Here is an 18,532-nt window from a genome sequence, read left to right as displayed (position 1 = left end):
TTTTTAGCTGTCAAGATAAGACTTCGCCGCTGAACCTGTAAGGCCCGTAGAGGTAGTCTTCCGGGGTCATGATTCTTTTTTCCACGCCGTCCACTTTTACGTATCTCGCCGTCTGCCGGGTGTCTCGCCCTCGGTAGGCGACTATTCGCCCGTCCACCATTATCATGGCTGTTCCAGGAATGTCCCCTGCCTCGATGGCTTCTAAAGCGTCCGCTCCCACCGAGCCGGCGGGTTTATCTATCACCAACAAGTCAGCGGCGCGGCCTACTTCTATTTTACCCACATCCTTCAATCCGAATACATCTGCAGTGGTGCCTGTGGCCGCTGCGATGACGGTTTCCGCGGGAACCTCATTCAGGGAAGAAATTTGAACCACTGTCCGAAGGACAGCCGTGGGAATAAGCCCGTTGCCGGTGGGGGAATCAGACCCTATGATCAGCCGATGGAACACTTTTCTCTCCACCATCATCCTGATCATTTCAACGCCCACCTTAGGATTACCGTTGAAAACGAACTCTAAGGGAAGGTCTGTTTCCTTAACCAGCATTTCCACATCCCGCAGGGGTGCCGCGGTGGAGCCGCCGTTGACATGAGCCACTATGTCCGGGTTTACTTCCATGATCTCATGAGCGCCCAGCCCAGTGGAAGTAGGCACGGAGGGGGGCGCCAGATGCATGGTGACTTTCATCCCGTATTTCCGAGCCCACCCCACCATGGGTTTAACCTTATCAGGCTGGGCTATGCCAAAGCAGCCTATTTCAGCCACCAGCCAAACGCCTGCTTCAGCCATCTCCCTGAAATCATCCTCCGTGAATCCTTCGACAAGGCTGACGGCGCCTCCGTGAACCTTCAAAGCACCTCCAGGTCTGAAATTTTTGTAGCATTTGGCAGCGGCTATGGACATAGCTTTCATCCCAGCTGGGTCTCCGGGGTATCCAGGGGTTACAGCTTCCCCCTGCGAGATGAGAGTGGTGACCCCGGCTAGCAGATAGCTTTCCATCCACCTCAGCGAATTGTGTATGGGATTCCAGTCTCCGATCAGCTGATGGGTGTGAGAGTCGATGAAGCCGGGAGTTACAACCATTCCGTTGGCGTCCACGATATGTTGAGCGTTTTCCACATCCACCTCCCCGCTGAAACCGATTTGGGAGATTTTACCTTCCTGAACCACTATAGTGTCTGCTTTCAAAACGGGCTGTTTCAGATTTCCTGAAATTATTTTACCTATGTTTGTGATGACGACCTTACCCATCTTTCTCACGCATATTTAACTGTGGCTGAACATTATTAAGTTACGCGCGAAGTTAGAAAAATTTTTCATTTCTTTTAACTAAGATTTATATAATTTTAAGCGGTACCTTACTTCAGGTGTTAAGTATGGCTGATATTTTGATCGAAAACGCCCGCTTCGTCCTCACCATGGACAGCCAAAGGCGACTTCTAGAAAACGCCTCCATAGCAATAGAGGGAAATAGAATAGTTGACATCGGAGACCCCTCCGACGTGAAGAAGAAACATAAAGCCGACGTGGTAATTGACGGAAAAAACTTCTTCGTCACACCAGGCTTGATCAACGGACACATACATCTGGAATCCGCTTACGATAAAAGTATGATGGACGATGTGCCTGTTGTCCCTTGGTGTGAGAGATACTTCTCTTGGACCTACATGAAGCTGACTGAAGAGAACTACTATTATGCTGCGTTGAAGAACCTTTTGGAGGCTGTGAAAACCGGAACAACCACAGTATGCGACTGCGGCACCATCCAAACGATGGAAGAAGCCCCGGCTAAGGCTGTCACCGAAATAGGCATGAGAGCTGTGCTGGGAAGAGACTTGATGGACATTCATGAAGCTACGAAATCAGACTACGCCTCCTATGATGCTTTCACTGAACTGTGTGACAGGCTTAGAGAGTCCACAGACGTATGCCTAAAGCGAAGCGAAGAATTTATCAAAAAATACGAAGGCGCAGCCAATGGCCGCATCAAAGCTTGGCTTGACCTGCAGCAAGTCTGTAACGTCACCCCTGAGCTGTGCAGGGGAGTGAGGGAATTGGCTGATAAGTATAAGATAGGGATCCTAACCCACGCCGGTGTGTCCCATGACATGGTTGAAATGACCCGCAAACGTTTCGGTAAGAGGGATATAGAATATCTTTACGAGCATGGGGTCCTAGGGCCGGACTTCATGGCAGCCCACATGGCTTGGGTGAACGGGCGGGAGCTTTTGATGCTTAAAGAAACCAATTCCAACGTGGTTCATGTCCCCGGTTCAAGCATGCACGGCGTATATTCAGCGGTCTCCATGCGGGGGAAGATTCCGCAGATGGTGAACATGGGGATAAACGTCTGCATCGGAAACGACGAATCAAGCACTGGAACGGCGCACGACCTTGTCCGAGACATCTGGACGGTGGCCGTAGGTCATGCTGAAGCGTGGCATCCCTACATCTTCCCAGACCCAGACTTGTTTATGCTCAAAACCGCCGACCCGAATCCTAAAGTCTTGGAGATGGCGACGTTGAACGGCGCTAAAGCCCTCTTGTGGGATAAGGACATCGGCTCCTTGGAAGTGGGGAAAAAGGCGGACATCGTCATGTGGAACCTTCGAAAAGTGTACTGGGTTCCCGTCACAAAGTACACTGTCATCAACAATTTCGTGTACAACGGAACAGGCCACTCAGCGGACACCGTGATCATCGACGGCAAGATAGTGATGGAGAAAGGCGTGGTCAAGACGGTTGACGAAGATAAAGTAATCGACTATGTTCAAAAATGCGGCGAGGAGATAGTCCCCACAGCACCATGGCTTAAGAAGCCTGAAGTTTGGGAGCTAAAATGGGTGCGCGAATGACTTCCCCTTCTTTTTTTTAGCCGCCCTCGCCGATATTGTTGAAAATCAGACAAGATGATTATTTTATTTTCACATCCCATGCTGTTGGAACTTCTTTGGGGACGAAAGGTTCTCTTCTCTCCAGAAGCTCCTCAGTGGCTTTTGTATGTTTTTCCATCAGTTCTTCTTCGTTCACGGTTAGCAGCCGACGGTTTTCCATGACTATTCTTCCGTCTACCAGAACTGTGTCCACATCGCTGGCTTGGGCTGCATAGACTATGTTGGCGAGGATGTTGAAGTATTTCCCCACTAGGAAGGGAGTTAGGTGAAGTTTCTTAAAGTCGATGAGAATAACATCTGCTTTCTTACCTTTTTCCAAGGAGCCTATTTCCTTCTCCAAGCCCAAGGCTTTCGCCCCGTTGATGGTGGCCATGCGTAACACTTGCTCCACGGGCAGAAGCGAAGCGTTCAGCCGGTGGACTTTTTGCAGGATGGCGGCTACTTTCATCTCTTGGATTAGGTCGCATCGGTTGTTCTCTTTTATTCCATCGCTTCCTAACCCCACGTTGACGCCTTGGTTAAGATAGTCGGGGATTGGAGCCACCCCTGAGGCTATCTTCATGTTGCAGACAGGGCAGTGTGCTACGCTTGTCTTAGTGGCTGCGAGGAGTTTGATTTCCGTCGGATTGAGCCAAACGCAGTGAGCGAGCACAGTCTTAGGGCCTAAGATGCCTCTGTCGTGGAATATTTGGATGGGATAACGCCCATACTCCTTGGTTAACCTTAAAGCGACCTCCAGGGACTCTTCTCCGTGGGTGTGGATGCCTACACCGTATTTCTTTGAAAGTTCACTCACCTTGTAGTAGGCTTCTTCGGTGCAGTAGAGCAAGTGCTCTAACCCGAACCACACATGTATACGGCCGTTGGCGCTTCCATGTCTTGCCTCAACCAATTTGATGTTGTCGCTGAGCTTCTCGAAATAATCGTACTCAGGACGGTCAGCTACGTAGGGGGCCAGCACAGCTCGGATACCGACCTCCTCAGCTGCGTCTGCACACCGATGCATGAAACGGTACATGTCTAAAACGCAGGTGATCCCGGCTTTGACCATCTCAGCGTAGCAGAGGGAGGCAGCAATATAGGCGTCTTCGTTGGTCAGAACCTTATGCTTAGGGTCAATCCATTTAGCCAGCCATTCCCAGAGAGGTAAGTCCTCAGCTGTGCCGCGAATCAAACCTGAATGGGCATGGAGGTTTATGAACCCGGGGAGAACCGCTTTCTTGCGAGCGTCGATGATGATGTCCCCTTTATACTCCTTTTCGATTTTTTCAGTTTCGCCCAAATCCACGATGCGGCCGTCTTGAATGGCGAGCGCGCCATCTTTGTATATTCTGTTCTCCTCGTCAACAGTTACGACGATACCGTTTTTGATGATGGTTGTCTCAGTCAAAATAAACCACGGAAAACAGTTATTCGGGAACTTCTATAAAACTTTGACGGGATTAATCATTTAAGCCCTAGCTCCCAGTGATCTTCGGTGAAACTCACGTTTACCAAGTTGCGGAACGGAAAAATAACCGACAGCCAGCAAAGGATGGTGAAAGACGCCGTTAAAAAACTGAAAGAAATAGCGGAATGGAAAAACAGAAACTGGAAAATTCTGGAAAGCCAAGTTTTAAACAAAAGACTAACTTGGTTTAGAAAAAATAAAAGCATGTTGAAATTGGAAGGGACAGATGTGGAGAAAGCCTTTGAGCTTCTCCTTCTCAAGATAGGGATCAACCGGGATGAAGTTAAGATAGTGAAAAAATCTCAACACCGGATCGTTTTCAGGTCGTACAATTTCTGCCCGATTTTAGAGGCATGTAGGCTTCTAGGCTTCGACACCAGAGAAGTTTGCAGAGAGGCTTACGAGAAGTCGACGGAAGACTTCATCCGCCAAGTCAATCCGAACCTAAAATTCAAAAGAAACTACGATAAAATCAGGCCGTATGCGCAATTTTGCGAAGAGATTATCGAGTTAGGAAAGTGAGGCTTCCCCAATGGGATGGGAAAAATTCATGAAAATATCCCTCAAAGAAGCTGAGTTGGCCTTGAAGGAGGGAAACAAGGGATACGGAGCCGTCATTGTGTCAAGAGGAAAAATCGTTGCCAAGGCCCATAACACCGAGGTCACAGACAGTGATCCTACTGCCCACGCTGAAATCAACGCCATCAGAAAGGCTGCGAAAAAACTCAGCGGACTAGGCTTCGAGGGGAGCACCATCATCGCCACCCATGAACCTTGCCCCATGTGCTCAGCCGCATGCATATGGGCAGGCTTAACTAGGATAGTTTACGGCGCATCCATGGAGGAAACAGCTAAACTAGGTAAAAAAAGAATCCCTGTCAGATGCAGATTTTTGATAGAAAAGGCTTCAGCCAGCATCGAAATCGTCGAAGGCGTGTTATCCGAAGAATGCCTGAACCTGTACAAAAGAATAGGCGTCAAATAGGTTCCAAGGCTTAGCATGCAAAGCTAAGAGAGAATCAGATTTCTTTCACAAGTCCGGCGGAAAAAATAAATAAGGCTAAAGAGGTTACACAGATACACCGTCAACTAAACTTATACATAAGAGGAGGCTCGCAGGTGAAGAAACTTTTCAGGCCTACAGAGTACTACAGGCCTATGACCGTGGAGGAGGCTGTTTCTCTGCTGGCCAAGTACGGAGAGCGGGCGAGGCCCATTGCAGGGGGCACAGACTTACTGGTTGAGAAGCCGGAGGTTGAATGCCTCGTGGACATTACCCGCTTAGGCTTGAACTACGTTAAAAGCGAGGGAGACCACTTAAAGATCGGCGCCGCCACCACGCTTTCCGAAGTCTTAGACTCCAAACTGTTGAAGAGGGAACCCTACAGCGTCCTCTGGGAGGAAGCCTCCCGGATGGGCGACCCTTCCATTCGAAACACCGCTACAGTTGGGGGAAACATCTGCAGCGCTGTGCCCTCCGCAGATTTCCCTCCAGGGCTGATTGCCTTGGAAGCCAAGGCGAAAATACTCAACCCCACCGGGGAGAGAACCGTCACCTTAGAGGAGTTTTTCCTAGGCCCTAGGAAAACCGTTCTGCAGAAGGGGGAACTCCTCGCCGAAATCCAAGTTCCACCGCAGCCAGCTCGCACGGCGGCGGTATTCCTCAAAAAGGGTCGGACGCGAAGGGATATCGCTCTGGTGAACGCTGCGGTCCGGGTTACCTTAGGCTTGAACGGCGCCTGCGAAGATGCTAGAATAGTGCTGGGGGCGGTGGCGCCCACGCCCCTGAGGGCTGGGAAGGCTGAGGCTTTGGTTAAAGGGAGAAAACTGGAGGCTTCCCTTGTTGAGGAGGCGGCTGAAACAGCCTCGGAGGAAACTAGGCCCATCAGCGATGTCAGAGCCTCCGCCGAATATCGCCGGGAGCTGAGCAGGGTTTTCGTTAAACATGCGTTAACCCAGGCGGCGGATAAAGCGTTAAGGGGAGGATGATGCAGGTGGGGCGAATGCTCATCAAGTTAAATGTAAATGGGGAAGACTATGAGGTGGCGGTGAAGCCTCATTGGACGTTGCTTCACGTCCTGAGAAACGAACTCAACCTCACCGGAACTAAGTACGGCTGCGGCACGGGCGAATGCGGCGCCTGCACTGTTCTCATGGACGGGAAAGCCGTTAAGTCCTGCGTGTTGCTCGCCGCGCAGGCGGAGGGTAGGAGGATAATCACCATCGAAGGTCTTGCCAAGGGGCCTGACCTCCATCCGCTTCAAAAGGCCTTCATCGAAGAGGGCGCCATTCAATGCGGCTACTGCACGCCTGGGATGATTCTCGCCGCCAAGGCTTTGCTTGACGAGAACCCGGACCCCACAGAGCAGGAGGTAAGGGAAGCTATCTCCGGGAACCTATGCCGGTGCACGGGCTACGTTAAACCTGTCAAAGCTATCTTAGCAGCCGCTAAGGTTTTGAGAAATGAGGGCCGGTGATGAGCGAGTTTTCATGCGTTGGCAGAAGCCTGCCGAAGGTTGACGTGCTGAAGAAGGCCTTAGGGGAAACAGTATACACAGGAGACATAAAGCTGCCGGGGATGCTTTACGGCAGAGTTTTAAAAAGCCCTCACCCCCACGCCAAGATTCTCAGAGTCGACACGGCTGGGGCGGAGAAGCTTAAGGGCGTGAAGGCTGTAGTCACCCACCGAGATGCTCCCCGAATCTTGTGGGGCACCCATGTCCCTCCCTACTGTGTCTACGACCAATATGTTTTCGACAGTAGGGTTCGGTTTGTTGGGGAGCCTGTGGCAGCAGTTGCCGCTGTGGACGAGGACGTTGCTGAGGAAGCTTTGGAGCTGATAAACGTAGACTACGAGGTGCTGCCGGCTGTTTACGACCCGGAGGAGGCCATGAAGCCCGACGCCCCCCAGCTTCACCCGGAGATACCGGGAGTGAAGAATAACGTTGCAAAAACGGTGGAGGGGGGGCAGGGAAACGTGGAAAAAGGCTTGAAGGAGGCTTACTCCGTCTTTGAAGACAGGTATGCAACTTCGCGGGTTGCCCACTGCTGTTTGGAGAGGCATGTATGCGTCTGCAGCTTCGACCGCGCGGGGAAACTGACAGTTTGGTCGCCTACTCAGAACCCCTTCTCCATGCGGAGCGCGTTGGCTAAGATTTTAGGCATGCCTTTGAGCATGGTCAGGTGCATGGTTCCCTCCATAGGAGGAGGTTTTGGAGCGAAGTCCGAGCTCATCGTAGAACCTTTCGCAGCGCTTCTGGCTAAGAAGACAGGCCGGCCCGTCAAGATGGAGTACAGCAGGGAGGAGGTTTTCTCCGCCACCCGAACTAGGCACCCTTGCATTGTTGAGCTGAAGACGGGAGTAACCCGAGACGGCCTGTTTACAGCCCGTGTGATCAAGGCTGTCTTTGACACTGGGGCCTACGCCTCCCACGGGCCGTGTGTGGTACCCTACGGCTTAGGAGCCGGCGTCTCGCTGTACAGATGCCCCAACGTGAAGTATGTAGGGTACTGCGTATACACCAACACGCCTGTGGCGGGCGCCTTCCGCGGGTATGGAAATCCTCAGATAAATTTTGCCGTGGAGTCTCAGATAGACTTAATGGCGGAAGAGTTGGGAATAGACCCTAAGGAGTTTAGGCTGAAAAACCACGTTCGAAGCGGCGATGTAACCGCCATCGGATGGCAGATAACCAGCTGCGGCATAGAAGAATGCGTTCGGAAAGGAGCGGAAAGAATAGGCTGGGATAAAAAGCGGAAAACACCGAAAGGAGCCGGCGGCAAGGCGAGGGGGGTGGGCATGGCGTCTATGATACACTCCACCGGCTACTGTCTCGGCAGCGACACCGCCTCCGCCATGATAAAGCTCAACGAAGACGGCACAGTGACCCTAATTACCGGAGCGCCTGATATCGGGCAGGGCTCCGACACGGTGCTGGCACAGATGGTTGCGGAAGAGTTGGGGATCAGGGTGAGGGATGTCTATCTAATTACAGCCGACACGGACATCTGCCCCTACGATTACGGGGTCTATGCCAGTAAAACAACCTTCATAGTAGGCAACGCGGTGAAGGCAACTGCCGCGGAGGTTAAACGCCAACTTTTGGAAGTCGCCGCTCGGATGCTGGACGCCAAAGTTGAAGACTTAGAAGCGGGGGGTCAGAGAATTTACGTTAAAAGAAACCCCAGTAGGTCTGCGCCCATCTCGGATGTGATCCGTTTTGCACAGTTTTCCGAGGGGAGGACCATCATGGGCAAGGCGGACTACGACACTCCCAACACGGAAAGCCCGGATGTTAGGTCGTTCTACGGCCGCATAGCGCCGACTCACCCCTTCGGCGCGCAGTTCGCTGAGGTGGAGGTGAATACGGAAACAGGGGATGTGAAAGTGCTCAAGATGGTGTCCGCCTATGACGTCGGCCGGGCTATAAACCCCCAAACGGTGGAGGGCCAGATTGAAGGCGCCCTACACCAAGGCATAGGCTACGCTCTGACCGAGGAGATCCTCTTAGACGAAAAGGGCATCATGCTTAACCCGAATTTTCGAGACTACAAACTGCTGACCTCCGCGGATATGCCGGAAGCCGAGACCGTCATCGTGGAGTCCATCGACCCCGACGGCCCCTACGGGGCGAAGGGCGTGGGAGAGCCGGGTTTGGTGCCCACGGCCGCAGCCATAGCCAACGCCGTGTACAACGCCACAGGTGTGAGGATAAGGGATCTCCCCCTTACGGCGGAGAAAATCCTCAAAGCCCTCCGAAAAGTTTGACTTTCAACAAGAGAACCTTTTTCTCAACCTTTAAATACGCGAAAATTTAAACGAAATTAATCGACGGGTTTAATTCATCTGCGTTCCAGTTATACATTCAGCCACAAGTCTGCCAGTGTGATGAGGATGGGGGAGCTTAAGGTTTTCCTCGAAAACAAGAAGGTGAAATGGAGCGAAAGCGACCCCTCTTCCGTCGAAGAAGCGAAGAAGATTTTCCAGGAAAAGCTGAAGCAAGGGTGGCTTGCCTACAAACGGAAAAAGCATCTGCGAAAAGTCACCACCGAATTTGACCCGGAGGCCGACGAGATAACCTTGGCGCCCCCGGTTGCCGGCGGGTAATTCAGCCGCCTCTAGAACATTTTTGTAGGCCTAGCTTTTAACCGTTATACTTAATAATTTAATTGTAAAAAGGTGAGTCAACAGAGAAGGGATCTCCATGGTTGAGAAAACATGCATAACCACGTCCCGGGTGTGGCCGGGAAACGGGATGCTTTCTCCCGCCGTCAAGGTTGGCAAGTTTTTGTTCATCTCCGGCCAAGCGGCCTTCGACGAAAAAGGGGAAATCGTCGGTAAGGGAGACATGGAAGCGCAGACAGTTCACGTGTTCGAGTGTTTGAAATCCATCTTGGAAGCCAGCGGGGGAACTTTGGATAACATAGTGAGGATGCGAATCTACCTCACCGACCTCAAAAACCGCCCTAAGTTCCATGAAGTGCGTAAACGATACTTTAAAGGGGGCGTTCTCCCAGCCAGCACCCTTCTCGTCGTCAAAAGCCTAGCATCAGAAGAGCTTCTGGTTGAGGTAGACGCGGACGCTGTTTTGGACTAATAGAACATTTCCGGAGCACGCAGGTTTTCATCTAATTCACCGAAGACAGTCATAGTAACAGGGGAACAGGGAAAGCATGAGTAAAACTGTGGATGAAATGATAGACGAAGCCAACGCGAGAGTGATCGAGAAAATAGTAAACGCGGAAACCGTGTTGGTGGACATCAACAAAGCTGTGAAAGTCATACCTGGAATGAAGGAAGACATGCTTCTGCACGCAGGGCCCCCGATAGAATGGAAGAGAATGTGCGGACCCATGAAAGGCGCGGCCCTAGGAGCCCTTGTATACGAAGGTTTAGCCAGAGATGTTGAGGAAGCCGCCAGACTTGTGGAACAAGGCCGGATCAGGTTTTCGACAACCCATGAACATGATGCCGTTGCGCCGATGGCGGGAATCATTTCACCTTCCATGCCCGTGTTCGTCGTGAAGAACAAAACCTTCGGAAACACGGCCTTCTCCAATCTGAACGAGGGCGTAGGGCAGGTTAAGACCTTGAGGTTCGGAGCTAACAACACGGAGGTGGTGGAAAGGCTGAGATGGATGGAAAAAGCCTTGATGCCTGCGCTAAAGGCGGCGATAAAAGCCTTAGGGGAAATCAATTTGAAAAGAATGATAGCTGAAGCTCTGAGAAGAGGAGACGAATGCCATAACAGAAACAAGTCGGCGACGGCGATTTTTTTCAAAACCATCACCCCACCCCTAGTTAGGTCGAACATAGAAAGAGAAACTTTAGCCAGAGTTCTCGACTTTATCGGGGGAAACGACCATTTCTTCCTGAACCTGTCCATGGCGTCCAGTAAGGCGACGATGGATCCAGCTCAAGGAATCAACTACAGCACGGTGGTCACAGCGATAACGACCAACGGCGTCGAGCTGGGAATCAGAGTAAGCGGTCTGGGAAACCGGTGGTTCACCGCACCTGCCCCCGTGCAGTCAAGCGGAAAGATCTTCCAAGGCTTCCGCTTAGAGGACGCCAACCCCGTGGTGGGGGACTCCTACATCTCAGAGCCGGCGGGTATCGGGGGATTCGCCATGGCGGCTTCTCCAGCCATAGCAGAGTTCGTAGGCGGGTCGCCGAGCTTCGGAGTTCAATCCACCAAGCAGATGTACAGGATAACCGTTGCCAAACATAGAGACTACCGGATACCGTACTTGGATTATGAAGGCACACCTTTGGGAATAGACATCAGAAAAGTGCTGCGAACAGGCATCACTCCGGTAATCAACACCGGCTTAGCCCACAGGTCTCCAGGCATAGGACAGGTGGGAGCGGGCATCGTATACCCGCCCCTTGAATGCTTTGAAAAAGCAGTAGCCGAGGCTAGGAGACGATGGGGCCTACCGGATACTTGGCCCTGTAACCGGTAAGGCGACATCCCGCGGCTTCCAAGTTTCCCAAGCAGTTTGGACTCGTTGAAATTATCAGTCTTCGATAAAGGCTACGACCCTGCAGGGGCTGGACTCTCCGTCCACCACCTTGAGGGGGAAGCAGCCGATCAACGCCCGGCGGTTTAGCACGCTGTCGATGTCTCCGCCTACGTTTTCGACGTGAATGATCTGATGCGGCTTGGCGAAAAGCGACCAGTGCATCAGATGCTCCATTTCGTCGGGGAAAATCTCCTCCCTCTTTTTGCCGTGTTTCTTCTCGAATTCTTCGACGAACTTGGGCCTCAACTTTCTGAGGTCAGCTATGTTCATAGGATGGTCTTGAGAGGCAGCGTCCACCCCTAGCCATTTAAACTTCATTTCAGCGCACCAGTTTCTGAACTCCCAGTCAGGTCCAGGGTGCTTGTAGAAGTAGGCCACCTCATCCGGGTCTCTGTCTCCGACATAATACTTGTGGAAGCCTGTGTGAATTATGAGAATATCCCCCTTCTTAACTTCAACCTTTTCCGTAACGTGCTTAGGCGTGTAAATTCCGTATTCCCCGACTTCACTGACGTCGACGATAACCCCTTCCCCGAAGAGCTTATCCATGGGTAAACTTGCAAGGTCCTCGCCTTTCGGGTCAAAGTGCAAGGGGCCGTCAAGATGCGTCCCCGTGTGAGTTGTGAAAGTGTATTCCTGCTGACCATATCCGTCACCGGAAATCCTATTCGTATATTTAATGGTCATGGGTCTACCGCCGGGAAACGGCGGAGTTTTTATTCCCAGCGGCTGAGTTAGATCAACTGCCCTCAATTTCATTTATCATCACGTAAAAGGTGAAGCCGGATTTCTGTATTTAAATTTTTAAGCCGACGGATTGAAAATTTCATGTCACCACCGACGAAATCGATTTTCTGCATCAAAAAAGCATTTGACTAGAAAACGGGGTTGGATCACAACAACCGAGGTTTAAGGATCATAAAAAATCGGGAGCCCCGGCTTGATAAAAGCCGGAGTTTATTCTACTTCAATTTCTTGAACAAATAGACCGTGCCATGTATGGTACCAGATCTGACCGCTGTAACCGTTGACGCTGAGCATGCCGTAGGTCTGGCCGTTGAGGGCGATCATAACTGTGTAGTAGCCGTAAAGGGCGTGGACATCTTCCACCGTGGCTCCGGGGAGATAGAGGTCTAGGTAGTTTTGAGCAATCTTGACGGCTTGGTCCCGGGTTATGGGCATGTCCGCTGAGGAAGCCGCCCAGTACCTGCCCATTGCCCCGTATTTGGTGTTCCACATCATGTTAGGCCCGGGCTCCGGGTAGATGTTTCCCGTGTACTTGTCGATGAGCATCTCGAAAGCGCCCATGCCTGTGCTTCTTTCGTAGTAGAGCACATAGAAATTCAGCGTGTACTCTTCGATTTCCTCCACCGCGAGGTCAGGGTTACCTAAGGACGCCAGATAGCCTTCCGCAATTTTCACTGCTTCTTCGATGGATAGAGGCTGGAGGAGGCGGGGGGGATAAGAGTAGGCGGAAACCCCCATCATCGGGCACCCCATACCCCAGCCCATTCCTCCGCTGGGACCGTGCCAGCCGTCCATCATTCCGTGGCCCATTCCACACCCGTAGGGAGTAGGCCTACCGGCTTGGGGGGCCATAACCCCGCTTCCATAGCCGCCCATACCGCTCCATCTCCCTTGAAAAGTCAAGTTATCGGAGGGGCGCATCCTCACTGTCGGCAGCGGGGAAGCCTGCGCACTTATCCATATTAGAGAGAAGGCTGCGGCCAATGTTAAAATCGCCACTAGGGTAACGGTCAAGATTTTTTTGTCGTCTCCCATTTTCCATTCACACCTCCTTTTTTGTTGGCTGAGAATAGCAGAAAGCCTCTGTTAAACCTTTTTACAATTAGTTAAGCCTAGAAATAGTTTATTTTTGTTTTTAAACGTTTCTAATTATTCATAACTGTTTTTAGCCTCTGAAATAAGCCTTTCCGAGAGTCTAACCCGGTAGGTCCATTTGTATTTTTCCCTAGCCACCACGCCTCTCCTTTCTAGGGTTGAAATGACCTTACTGACGGCAGCCTTGGAGAAACCCAGTTTCTTGGGTAGGTCTCTTTGGAGGATTTCCCCCCGAGCCTTAACTATCTCCTCCAAAACCCTTTGCTCATCCTCGGAAAGAATCGGGCGCATCAAAGTTAAAGCAGCGGAGAGGGCGTCTGTAGGTGTCTCGCCTTCCTTTAGGGTAGGCTGCGGAGGAGCGTAGACCCACCTACCGGTGCTAGGCGGGGCTACTTTCCAAGTGAGAGCTAATATTCCGCCCAAAACCGCTAAGAAGAAGCCTGCCACGAATCCTCCTAGTGAGGCTGGAATGCTCAGGGAGGAGAAAACTATGATAAGAGCTCCTAGGAGACGTCGGTCAGGTCTAGCATGGAGAAGAAGAGCACAGAGGACCACAGCGAGTCCGCCTCCAAGGCCTATTATGCTCCATATGGGGAGCGGCCCTCCCGGCCAGCCGCCCATCATCGGCCCCATGCGCATCATGTGCATACCCATGAGGCTTCCGCTCATCCATCCCCGGCTCCACCAAAACCACCTGACTAAGCTACCTGAAAGCATTAGAATTCCGCCTACAAGAGAGAAGGCGGAGGCGATTTTCAACCGGCTCCTTTCTTCCCAGCTTTCGACGGAGTTGCGCGCAGCCATTCAGTTCACCGGCCATAGAACTTTTGTCAGCCTCTCCATTAAACATTCCTGTGGATGCTGATTATTTCTTTCCAGAAAAGACTAAAAACATCTTCTGGCCGGAAAGATTAAAGGAGGCCCGGTGTACTGTTGATGTCACAGCTTCCCCAGGCTGGTATGTTCCTTGGTTAGAAAGGAGCGGTGGACTGCTTTAAACGTGGATTTAGGACGGCTTGCAACGTCGATCGTGGACTATTGCAACACCCATGATTTTGAAGCCAAACTCACCAGAAAAGCCGGCTTCTACCATGTTCAAGCCATAAAAGCAGACGCTGTGAGAACCCTCCTCGGAGCGAGGAGATGCCTCGACATCGTGGTTAAGGGCAACCCCAACGACTTCGAGGTCACCGTGGGAACCGGCGACTGGGGGAAGAACATCGCCGCCTCAGCCATAGTGGGGGCGATCACGCTGGGAGCCGGCCTAATAGCCGCGGGTGCGAGCGCTGCAGCCTACAAATATTTCGAGGAAAAACTGTGGACCTACATCAGAAAACAGGTCTCGTCTTTGGTCAACTCAGCCTCCCAGCCCAGATGCCTCAGCTGCGGTAAACCGCTTTTGAAAGGATACAACCTCTGCCCTTTCTGCGGGGCGATACTGAAATAGGAGACGGTTTTATCCTTGAGAACGGAGGATTTCCTCAAGCTTTTTCACTTCCCCGACGCTTTCCCCGTCTAGAGGGATGAGCTTTATTTTTGAGGGTGAGCTGACGCCTAGGCCGAGTTCAGCTGCCCTGCGGATCTGGTCTAGGTCGAAGATTCTTCCTTTCATGACCTCCTTCGTCGAACCGTGGCTTCGGAGGATGGCTACTCCCACCGCATCGATGGCAACTCTGTCTCGGCTGGCCAGCAGGAGGCTAGGTTTCACCAGTTCGCCGCGCTCAGGCCCTCCGCTCACAAAGGCTTCCAAAGCGTCCATGAGCACCAAGTCGACCTTGTAGAACCGGTTGATCTCGGCAATCATAAGCCTCTGATAAGGGGAGGAATGTAGCTCCCACATGTAGTTATACGGTTCACCGGGAAAGTGCTTAGCCACAAGGCCTACCGAGTTCTTCAGGGACATGGTGAAATGCCCTCCGAAACGGTGGGTTTTCAGGCAGCAAGTTTGAACCACCCTGTCGGCGTCGAGGAAAACTCTTGCGATGGGGAATCCTTTCAGCCAGTGGGTTCCCTTCGGCTGGATCTTGACCCACCCATCCCTGCCCTCCTCGTCCAGCACCACTGTTTTAAAGCCCAGTTTCTCTGAAAGATTGAAGACGCCCATCTGCTCTAAGACTTTCCGGGTGTCGCCCATGCCGCTCCGCTCGGCCAAGGTCAGCGAGCCTACTCCGGCTTTCTTCAGCTCTTCCACCAAGCTTCGGAGGGTTTCCACATGTGTTGAGGCTGGGAAGGGGTCGGCGCTATTAAAGTTAGCCTTCAAGGCAACGGTTTTTCCACGATAACTCTCCAAGCCGAATCGGCGGAGGATACTTCTTATTCCAACGCTTCTGTCCGACGTCTTTATCAGATAAACTTCCACGTTTTCACCACCGCTCTCCACCTCCATCATCTTCCGAGTAGAGATGGCGAGAAAATAACCGCTCAACAGAACGCCTATCCCCCCTAAGGCGGTGACTGCTACAAGTTTGCGGCGGGTTAACTTCACCTAAACCCCCATCTTCGCATAGGAACCACGCAGAGGTCCTTTAAACATGGCGTTAGGGCTGTTTGGGATTAGGATAAGGAGCTAAGTGGAGCCCTTATAGGATTTCCTCGGCTTTTGCCTCCTTGAGCGTTCAAATCGTTCTTAAACTGACATATTGAAACTGTCCATCACCACCAGTTGGCTTGGTGGTGAAATCAGGCTTTCAATCCTCATTTTATGAGTCTTCCTATTGAAACTATGTTCAAGGTTGGTCTCCGTGGGGTTTCCACGCGTCTTTCAATCCTCATTTTATGAGTCTTCCTATTGAAACCCTGATTGTGTTATGCCTGAAATGACAGTATGCCGGTCTTTCAATCCTCATTTTATGAGTCTTCCTATTGAAACCGAAGAACACATCCGACTCCCGCTGCTCCAAGTCCGCCTTTCAATCCTCATTTTATGAGTCTTCCTATTGAAACGTTGAAGCTTCTACTACTAAGAGGATCACTAAGATCTTTCAATCCTCATTTTATGAGTCTTCCTATTGAAACGAGAATGATTACTACTATAGAGGAATAGAAGTAAGGCTTTCAATCCTCATTTTATGAGTCTTCCTATTGAAACTTGGTGGGCGGTGGTCTTGGGCTGACAATTTATTTACTTTCAATCCTCATTTTATGAGTCTTCCTATTGAAACTCTTAGATAAGGCAATGTTGTCCTAAAGAGACAACCGACTTTCAATCCTCATTTTATGAGTCTTCCTATTGAAACTTGGAGACGTGACGGTTAAGGCTTCGATGCCGAGCCCCTTTCAATCCTCATTTTATGAGTCTTCCTATTGAAACTAAAGGGAACGCTTATTCTTCGTTTTTTTTAATCTCCTTTCAATCCTCATTTTATGAGTCTTCCTATTGAAACCAAAATACTTGAAAGAGCCATAGAGGGAAAATGGGACTTTCAATCCTCATTTTATGAGTCTTCCTATTGAAACGCGTTTGCGTTTACATTGTCTTCCGTGGTTATGATAACTTTCAATCCTCATTTTATGAGTCTTCCTATTGAAACTTAAAGAGGAAACTGAGAGGGGGGGCTGACTTTTTTCTTTCAATCCTCATTTTATGAGTCTTCCTATTGAAACGGTGCCGTTGGTGGAGTTGGGGGTTTGCCTGCGATCTCGTCTTTCAATCCTCATTTTATGAGTCTTCCTATTGAAACAAAGGAAAAAATTTATTTCTTGAATTTTACAAAAAAAGCTTTCAATCCTCATTTTATGAGTCTTCCTATTGAAACGCTACCTGAAAGCCTACCCTCACCTCAGAGAAGAGGCTTTCAATCCTCATTTTATGAGTCTTCCTATTGAAACCCATTCTAACGTTAGACTAGCTTTTAGCTAGCCTGATCTTTCAATCCTCATTTTATGAGTCTTCCTATTGAAACCAAGACCGAAAGCCGCGGAAGATATAGAAAAATGGTCTTTCAATCCTCATTTTATGAGTCTTCCTATTGAAACTGTAATAACGACATTAGCAGTTTTAACCGAAAGCAACTTTCAATCCTCATTTTATGAGTCTTCCTATTGAAACAAACTTGCCCTAAACGGCCCGAAAAACGCGGATTACGCTTTCAATCCTCATTTTATGAGTCTTCCTATTGAAACTTTTAATAAGTCTTAAACTCAATCTTTGTTGAGCGCTTTCAATCCTCATTTTATGAGTCTTCCTATTGAAACATGAAGCTATAAATTCAATTTTAAAAGGAGAATAAAACTTTCAATCCTCATTTTATGAGTCTTCCTATTGAAACTAATTCTCCCTCGAATTTGCCTATTTTAACCGCTTCAACTTTCAATCCTCATTTTATGAGTCTTCCTATTGAAACCTTTCCTATCTTTTCAAAAGGGGGATGAATTAAAGCTTTCAATCCTCATTTTATGAGTCTTCCTATTGAAACTAGGGAATAAAAAATAGAGTTTTACTCCTCATCTAACTTTCAATCCTCATTTTATGAGTCTTCCTATTGAAACAAACTAGGCTGCTGGATGCGACCCTACATCCGCCTACTTTCAATCCTCATTTTATGAGTCTTCCTATTGAAACACCGAAGTCACGTCGGCGGGCAAGTCCTGAGCCTTCCTTTCAATCCTCATTTTATGAGTCTTCCTATTGAAACTTCTACCACAGCCTACACCGTAAAGGATGGCTACTCTTTCAATCCTCATTTTATGAGTCTTCCTATTGAAACAGAAGTGGAGTGGCTTTATTATGATTTTGGAATAGACTTTCAATCCTCATTTTATGAGTCTTCCTATTGAAACAAGTCGCCAAGTGGTATCAGAGGCGGCTTAACGACATCTTTCAATCCTCATTTTATGAGTCTTCCTATTGAAACAACTGAAGGAGAAGCTCCCCCTCAACCTGTCCCCTCCTTTCAATCCTCATTTTATGAGTCTTCCTATTGAAACGGCAGATTGTGCCCGTAGAGGAAGGGCGCACCAGCCATCCTTTCAATCCTCATTTTATGAGTCTTCCTATTGAAACATCACTTCCATTTCTATAAACTTGCCAAGGGGAATTCTTTCAATCCTCATTTTATGAGTCTTCCTATTGAAACGGCCCAAACCCCTGCTTCCGCATCCACAACGTAAACTCCTTTCAATCCTCATTTTATGAGTCTTCCTATTGAAACCAGGGGTGACGCCGGGCTCTGGAAGGATGTCGTCTCTTTCAATCCTCATTTTATGAGTCTTCCTATTGAAACTCCTCGCAGGCCTGCTTGAGGCGGTTGACGGTGAGCCCTTTCAATCCTCATTTTATGAGTCTTCCTATTGAAACATGGCTAGACTGATAAATCAAAG

16 protein-coding genes and 1 CRISPR repeat array (1 of these 17 cut by a window edge) are annotated in these 18,532 nt (G+C 50.0%); of the genes, 10 read left to right on the top strand and 6 right to left on the bottom strand.

The annotated features are described in order from the left end of the window. Nucleotides 1–10 precede the first annotated feature (10 nt). Nucleotides 11–1,189 (bottom strand): amidohydrolase family protein, encoded by a 1,179-nt coding sequence (locus BWM17_RS06750; protein WP_309493175.1) that lies wholly within the window; start codon nt 1,187–1,189, stop codon nt 11–13. Between the two features lie 188 nt (nt 1,190–1,377). On the opposite strand from BWM17_RS06750, the gene BWM17_RS06745 reads away from it, so the two are divergent. Continuing rightward, a complete protein-coding gene (locus BWM17_RS06745) occupies nt 1,378–2,856 on the top strand; it encodes an amidohydrolase family protein (RefSeq protein WP_309493174.1) in 1,479 nt (492 codons plus the stop codon). 58 nt (nt 2,857–2,914) lie between these two features. On the opposite strand, the gene BWM17_RS06740 is transcribed toward BWM17_RS06745, so the two are convergent. Continuing rightward, nucleotides 2,915–4,285 (bottom strand): amidohydrolase, encoded by a 1,371-nt coding sequence (locus BWM17_RS06740; protein WP_309493173.1) that lies wholly within the window; start codon nt 4,283–4,285, stop codon nt 2,915–2,917. An 87-nt stretch (nt 4,286–4,372) separates the two neighbouring features. On the opposite strand from BWM17_RS06740, the gene BWM17_RS06735 reads away from it, so the two are divergent. From BWM17_RS06735 to BWM17_RS06700, 8 genes are all read left to right on the top strand, one after another. After that, the gene (locus BWM17_RS06735) at nt 4,373–4,867 is read left to right on the top strand and encodes a hypothetical protein (RefSeq protein ID WP_309493172.1); all 495 of its coding nucleotides are present in this window, start codon (nt 4,373–4,375) and stop codon (nt 4,865–4,867) included. A gap of 10 nt (nt 4,868–4,877) precedes the next feature. Further along, nucleotides 4,878–5,330, top strand: coding sequence for a nucleoside deaminase (locus BWM17_RS06730; RefSeq protein WP_309493171.1), 453 nt, complete (start codon nt 4,878–4,880; stop codon nt 5,328–5,330). A 134-nt stretch (nt 5,331–5,464) separates the two neighbouring features. Further along, nucleotides 5,465–6,334 (top strand): xanthine dehydrogenase family protein subunit M, encoded by an 870-nt coding sequence (locus BWM17_RS06725; protein WP_309493170.1) that lies wholly within the window; start codon nt 5,465–5,467, stop codon nt 6,332–6,334. After that, nucleotides 6,334–6,822, top strand: coding sequence for a (2Fe-2S)-binding protein (locus tag BWM17_RS06720; protein ID WP_309493169.1), 489 nt, complete (start codon nt 6,334–6,336; stop codon nt 6,820–6,822). The genes BWM17_RS06725 and BWM17_RS06720 overlap by 1 nt, the downstream gene beginning before the upstream one ends. After that, nucleotides 6,822–9,113, top strand: coding sequence for a xanthine dehydrogenase family protein molybdopterin-binding subunit (locus BWM17_RS06715; protein ID WP_309493168.1), 2,292 nt, complete (start codon nt 6,822–6,824; stop codon nt 9,111–9,113). The genes BWM17_RS06720 and BWM17_RS06715 overlap by 1 nt, the downstream gene beginning before the upstream one ends. Before the next feature lie 126 nt (nt 9,114–9,239). Beyond that, nucleotides 9,240–9,452: a hypothetical protein gene (locus tag BWM17_RS06710; protein WP_309493167.1), complete on the top strand. Its 213-nt coding sequence runs from the start codon at nt 9,240–9,242 to the stop codon at nt 9,450–9,452. A gap of 97 nt (nt 9,453–9,549) precedes the next feature. Then, the gene (locus BWM17_RS06705) at nt 9,550–9,942 is read left to right on the top strand and encodes a RidA family protein (RefSeq protein WP_309493166.1); all 393 of its coding nucleotides are present in this window, start codon (nt 9,550–9,552) and stop codon (nt 9,940–9,942) included. Nucleotides 9,943–10,018: 76 nt separating this feature from the next. Then, on the top strand, nt 10,019–11,311 hold the full coding sequence (locus tag BWM17_RS06700) for a DUF1116 domain-containing protein (protein ID WP_309493165.1): 1,293 nt from the start codon (nt 10,019–10,021) through the stop codon (nt 11,309–11,311). A gap of 54 nt (nt 11,312–11,365) precedes the next feature. Here BWM17_RS06700 and BWM17_RS06695 read toward each other — a convergent pair whose 3' ends face one another. The 3 genes from BWM17_RS06695 to BWM17_RS06685 form a co-directional block, all read right to left on the bottom strand. Then, complete coding sequence (locus BWM17_RS06695; protein WP_309493164.1) at nt 11,366–12,130, bottom strand: cyclase family protein; 765 nt, start codon at nt 12,128–12,130, stop codon at nt 11,366–11,368. A gap of 198 nt (nt 12,131–12,328) precedes the next feature. Then, nucleotides 12,329–13,153, bottom strand: coding sequence for a hypothetical protein (locus BWM17_RS06690; protein WP_309493163.1), 825 nt, complete (start codon nt 13,151–13,153; stop codon nt 12,329–12,331). Nucleotides 13,154–13,267: 114 nt separating this feature from the next. Further along, nucleotides 13,268–14,017, bottom strand: coding sequence for a helix-turn-helix transcriptional regulator (locus BWM17_RS06685; protein WP_309493162.1), 750 nt, complete (start codon nt 14,015–14,017; stop codon nt 13,268–13,270). A gap of 163 nt (nt 14,018–14,180) precedes the next feature. Here BWM17_RS06685 and BWM17_RS06680 point away from each other — a divergent pair, with 163 nt between their 5' ends. Beyond that, a complete protein-coding gene (locus tag BWM17_RS06680; protein ID WP_309493161.1) occupies nt 14,181–14,660 on the top strand; it encodes a hypothetical protein in 480 nt (159 codons plus the stop codon). A 9-nt stretch (nt 14,661–14,669) separates the two neighbouring features. Here BWM17_RS06680 and BWM17_RS06675 read toward each other — a convergent pair whose 3' ends face one another. Continuing rightward, nucleotides 14,670–15,698: a DUF362 domain-containing protein gene (locus tag BWM17_RS06675; RefSeq protein WP_309493160.1), complete on the bottom strand. Its 1,029-nt coding sequence runs from the start codon at nt 15,696–15,698 to the stop codon at nt 14,670–14,672. Between the two features lie 199 nt (nt 15,699–15,897). Then, nucleotides 15,898–18,532: direct repeats of the CRISPR family, unit length 37 nt; unit sequence CTTTCAATCCTCATTTTATGAGTCTTCCTATTGAAAC; it runs 1,749 nt beyond the window's last position.

The organism is Candidatus Hecatella orcuttiae, from assembly GCF_002009985.1.
GTDB classification, from domain to species: domain Archaea; phylum Thermoproteota; class Bathyarchaeia; order Hecatellales; family Hecatellaceae; genus Hecatella; species Hecatella orcuttiae.
This window is presented reverse-complemented; position numbering and strand designations above follow the sequence as displayed.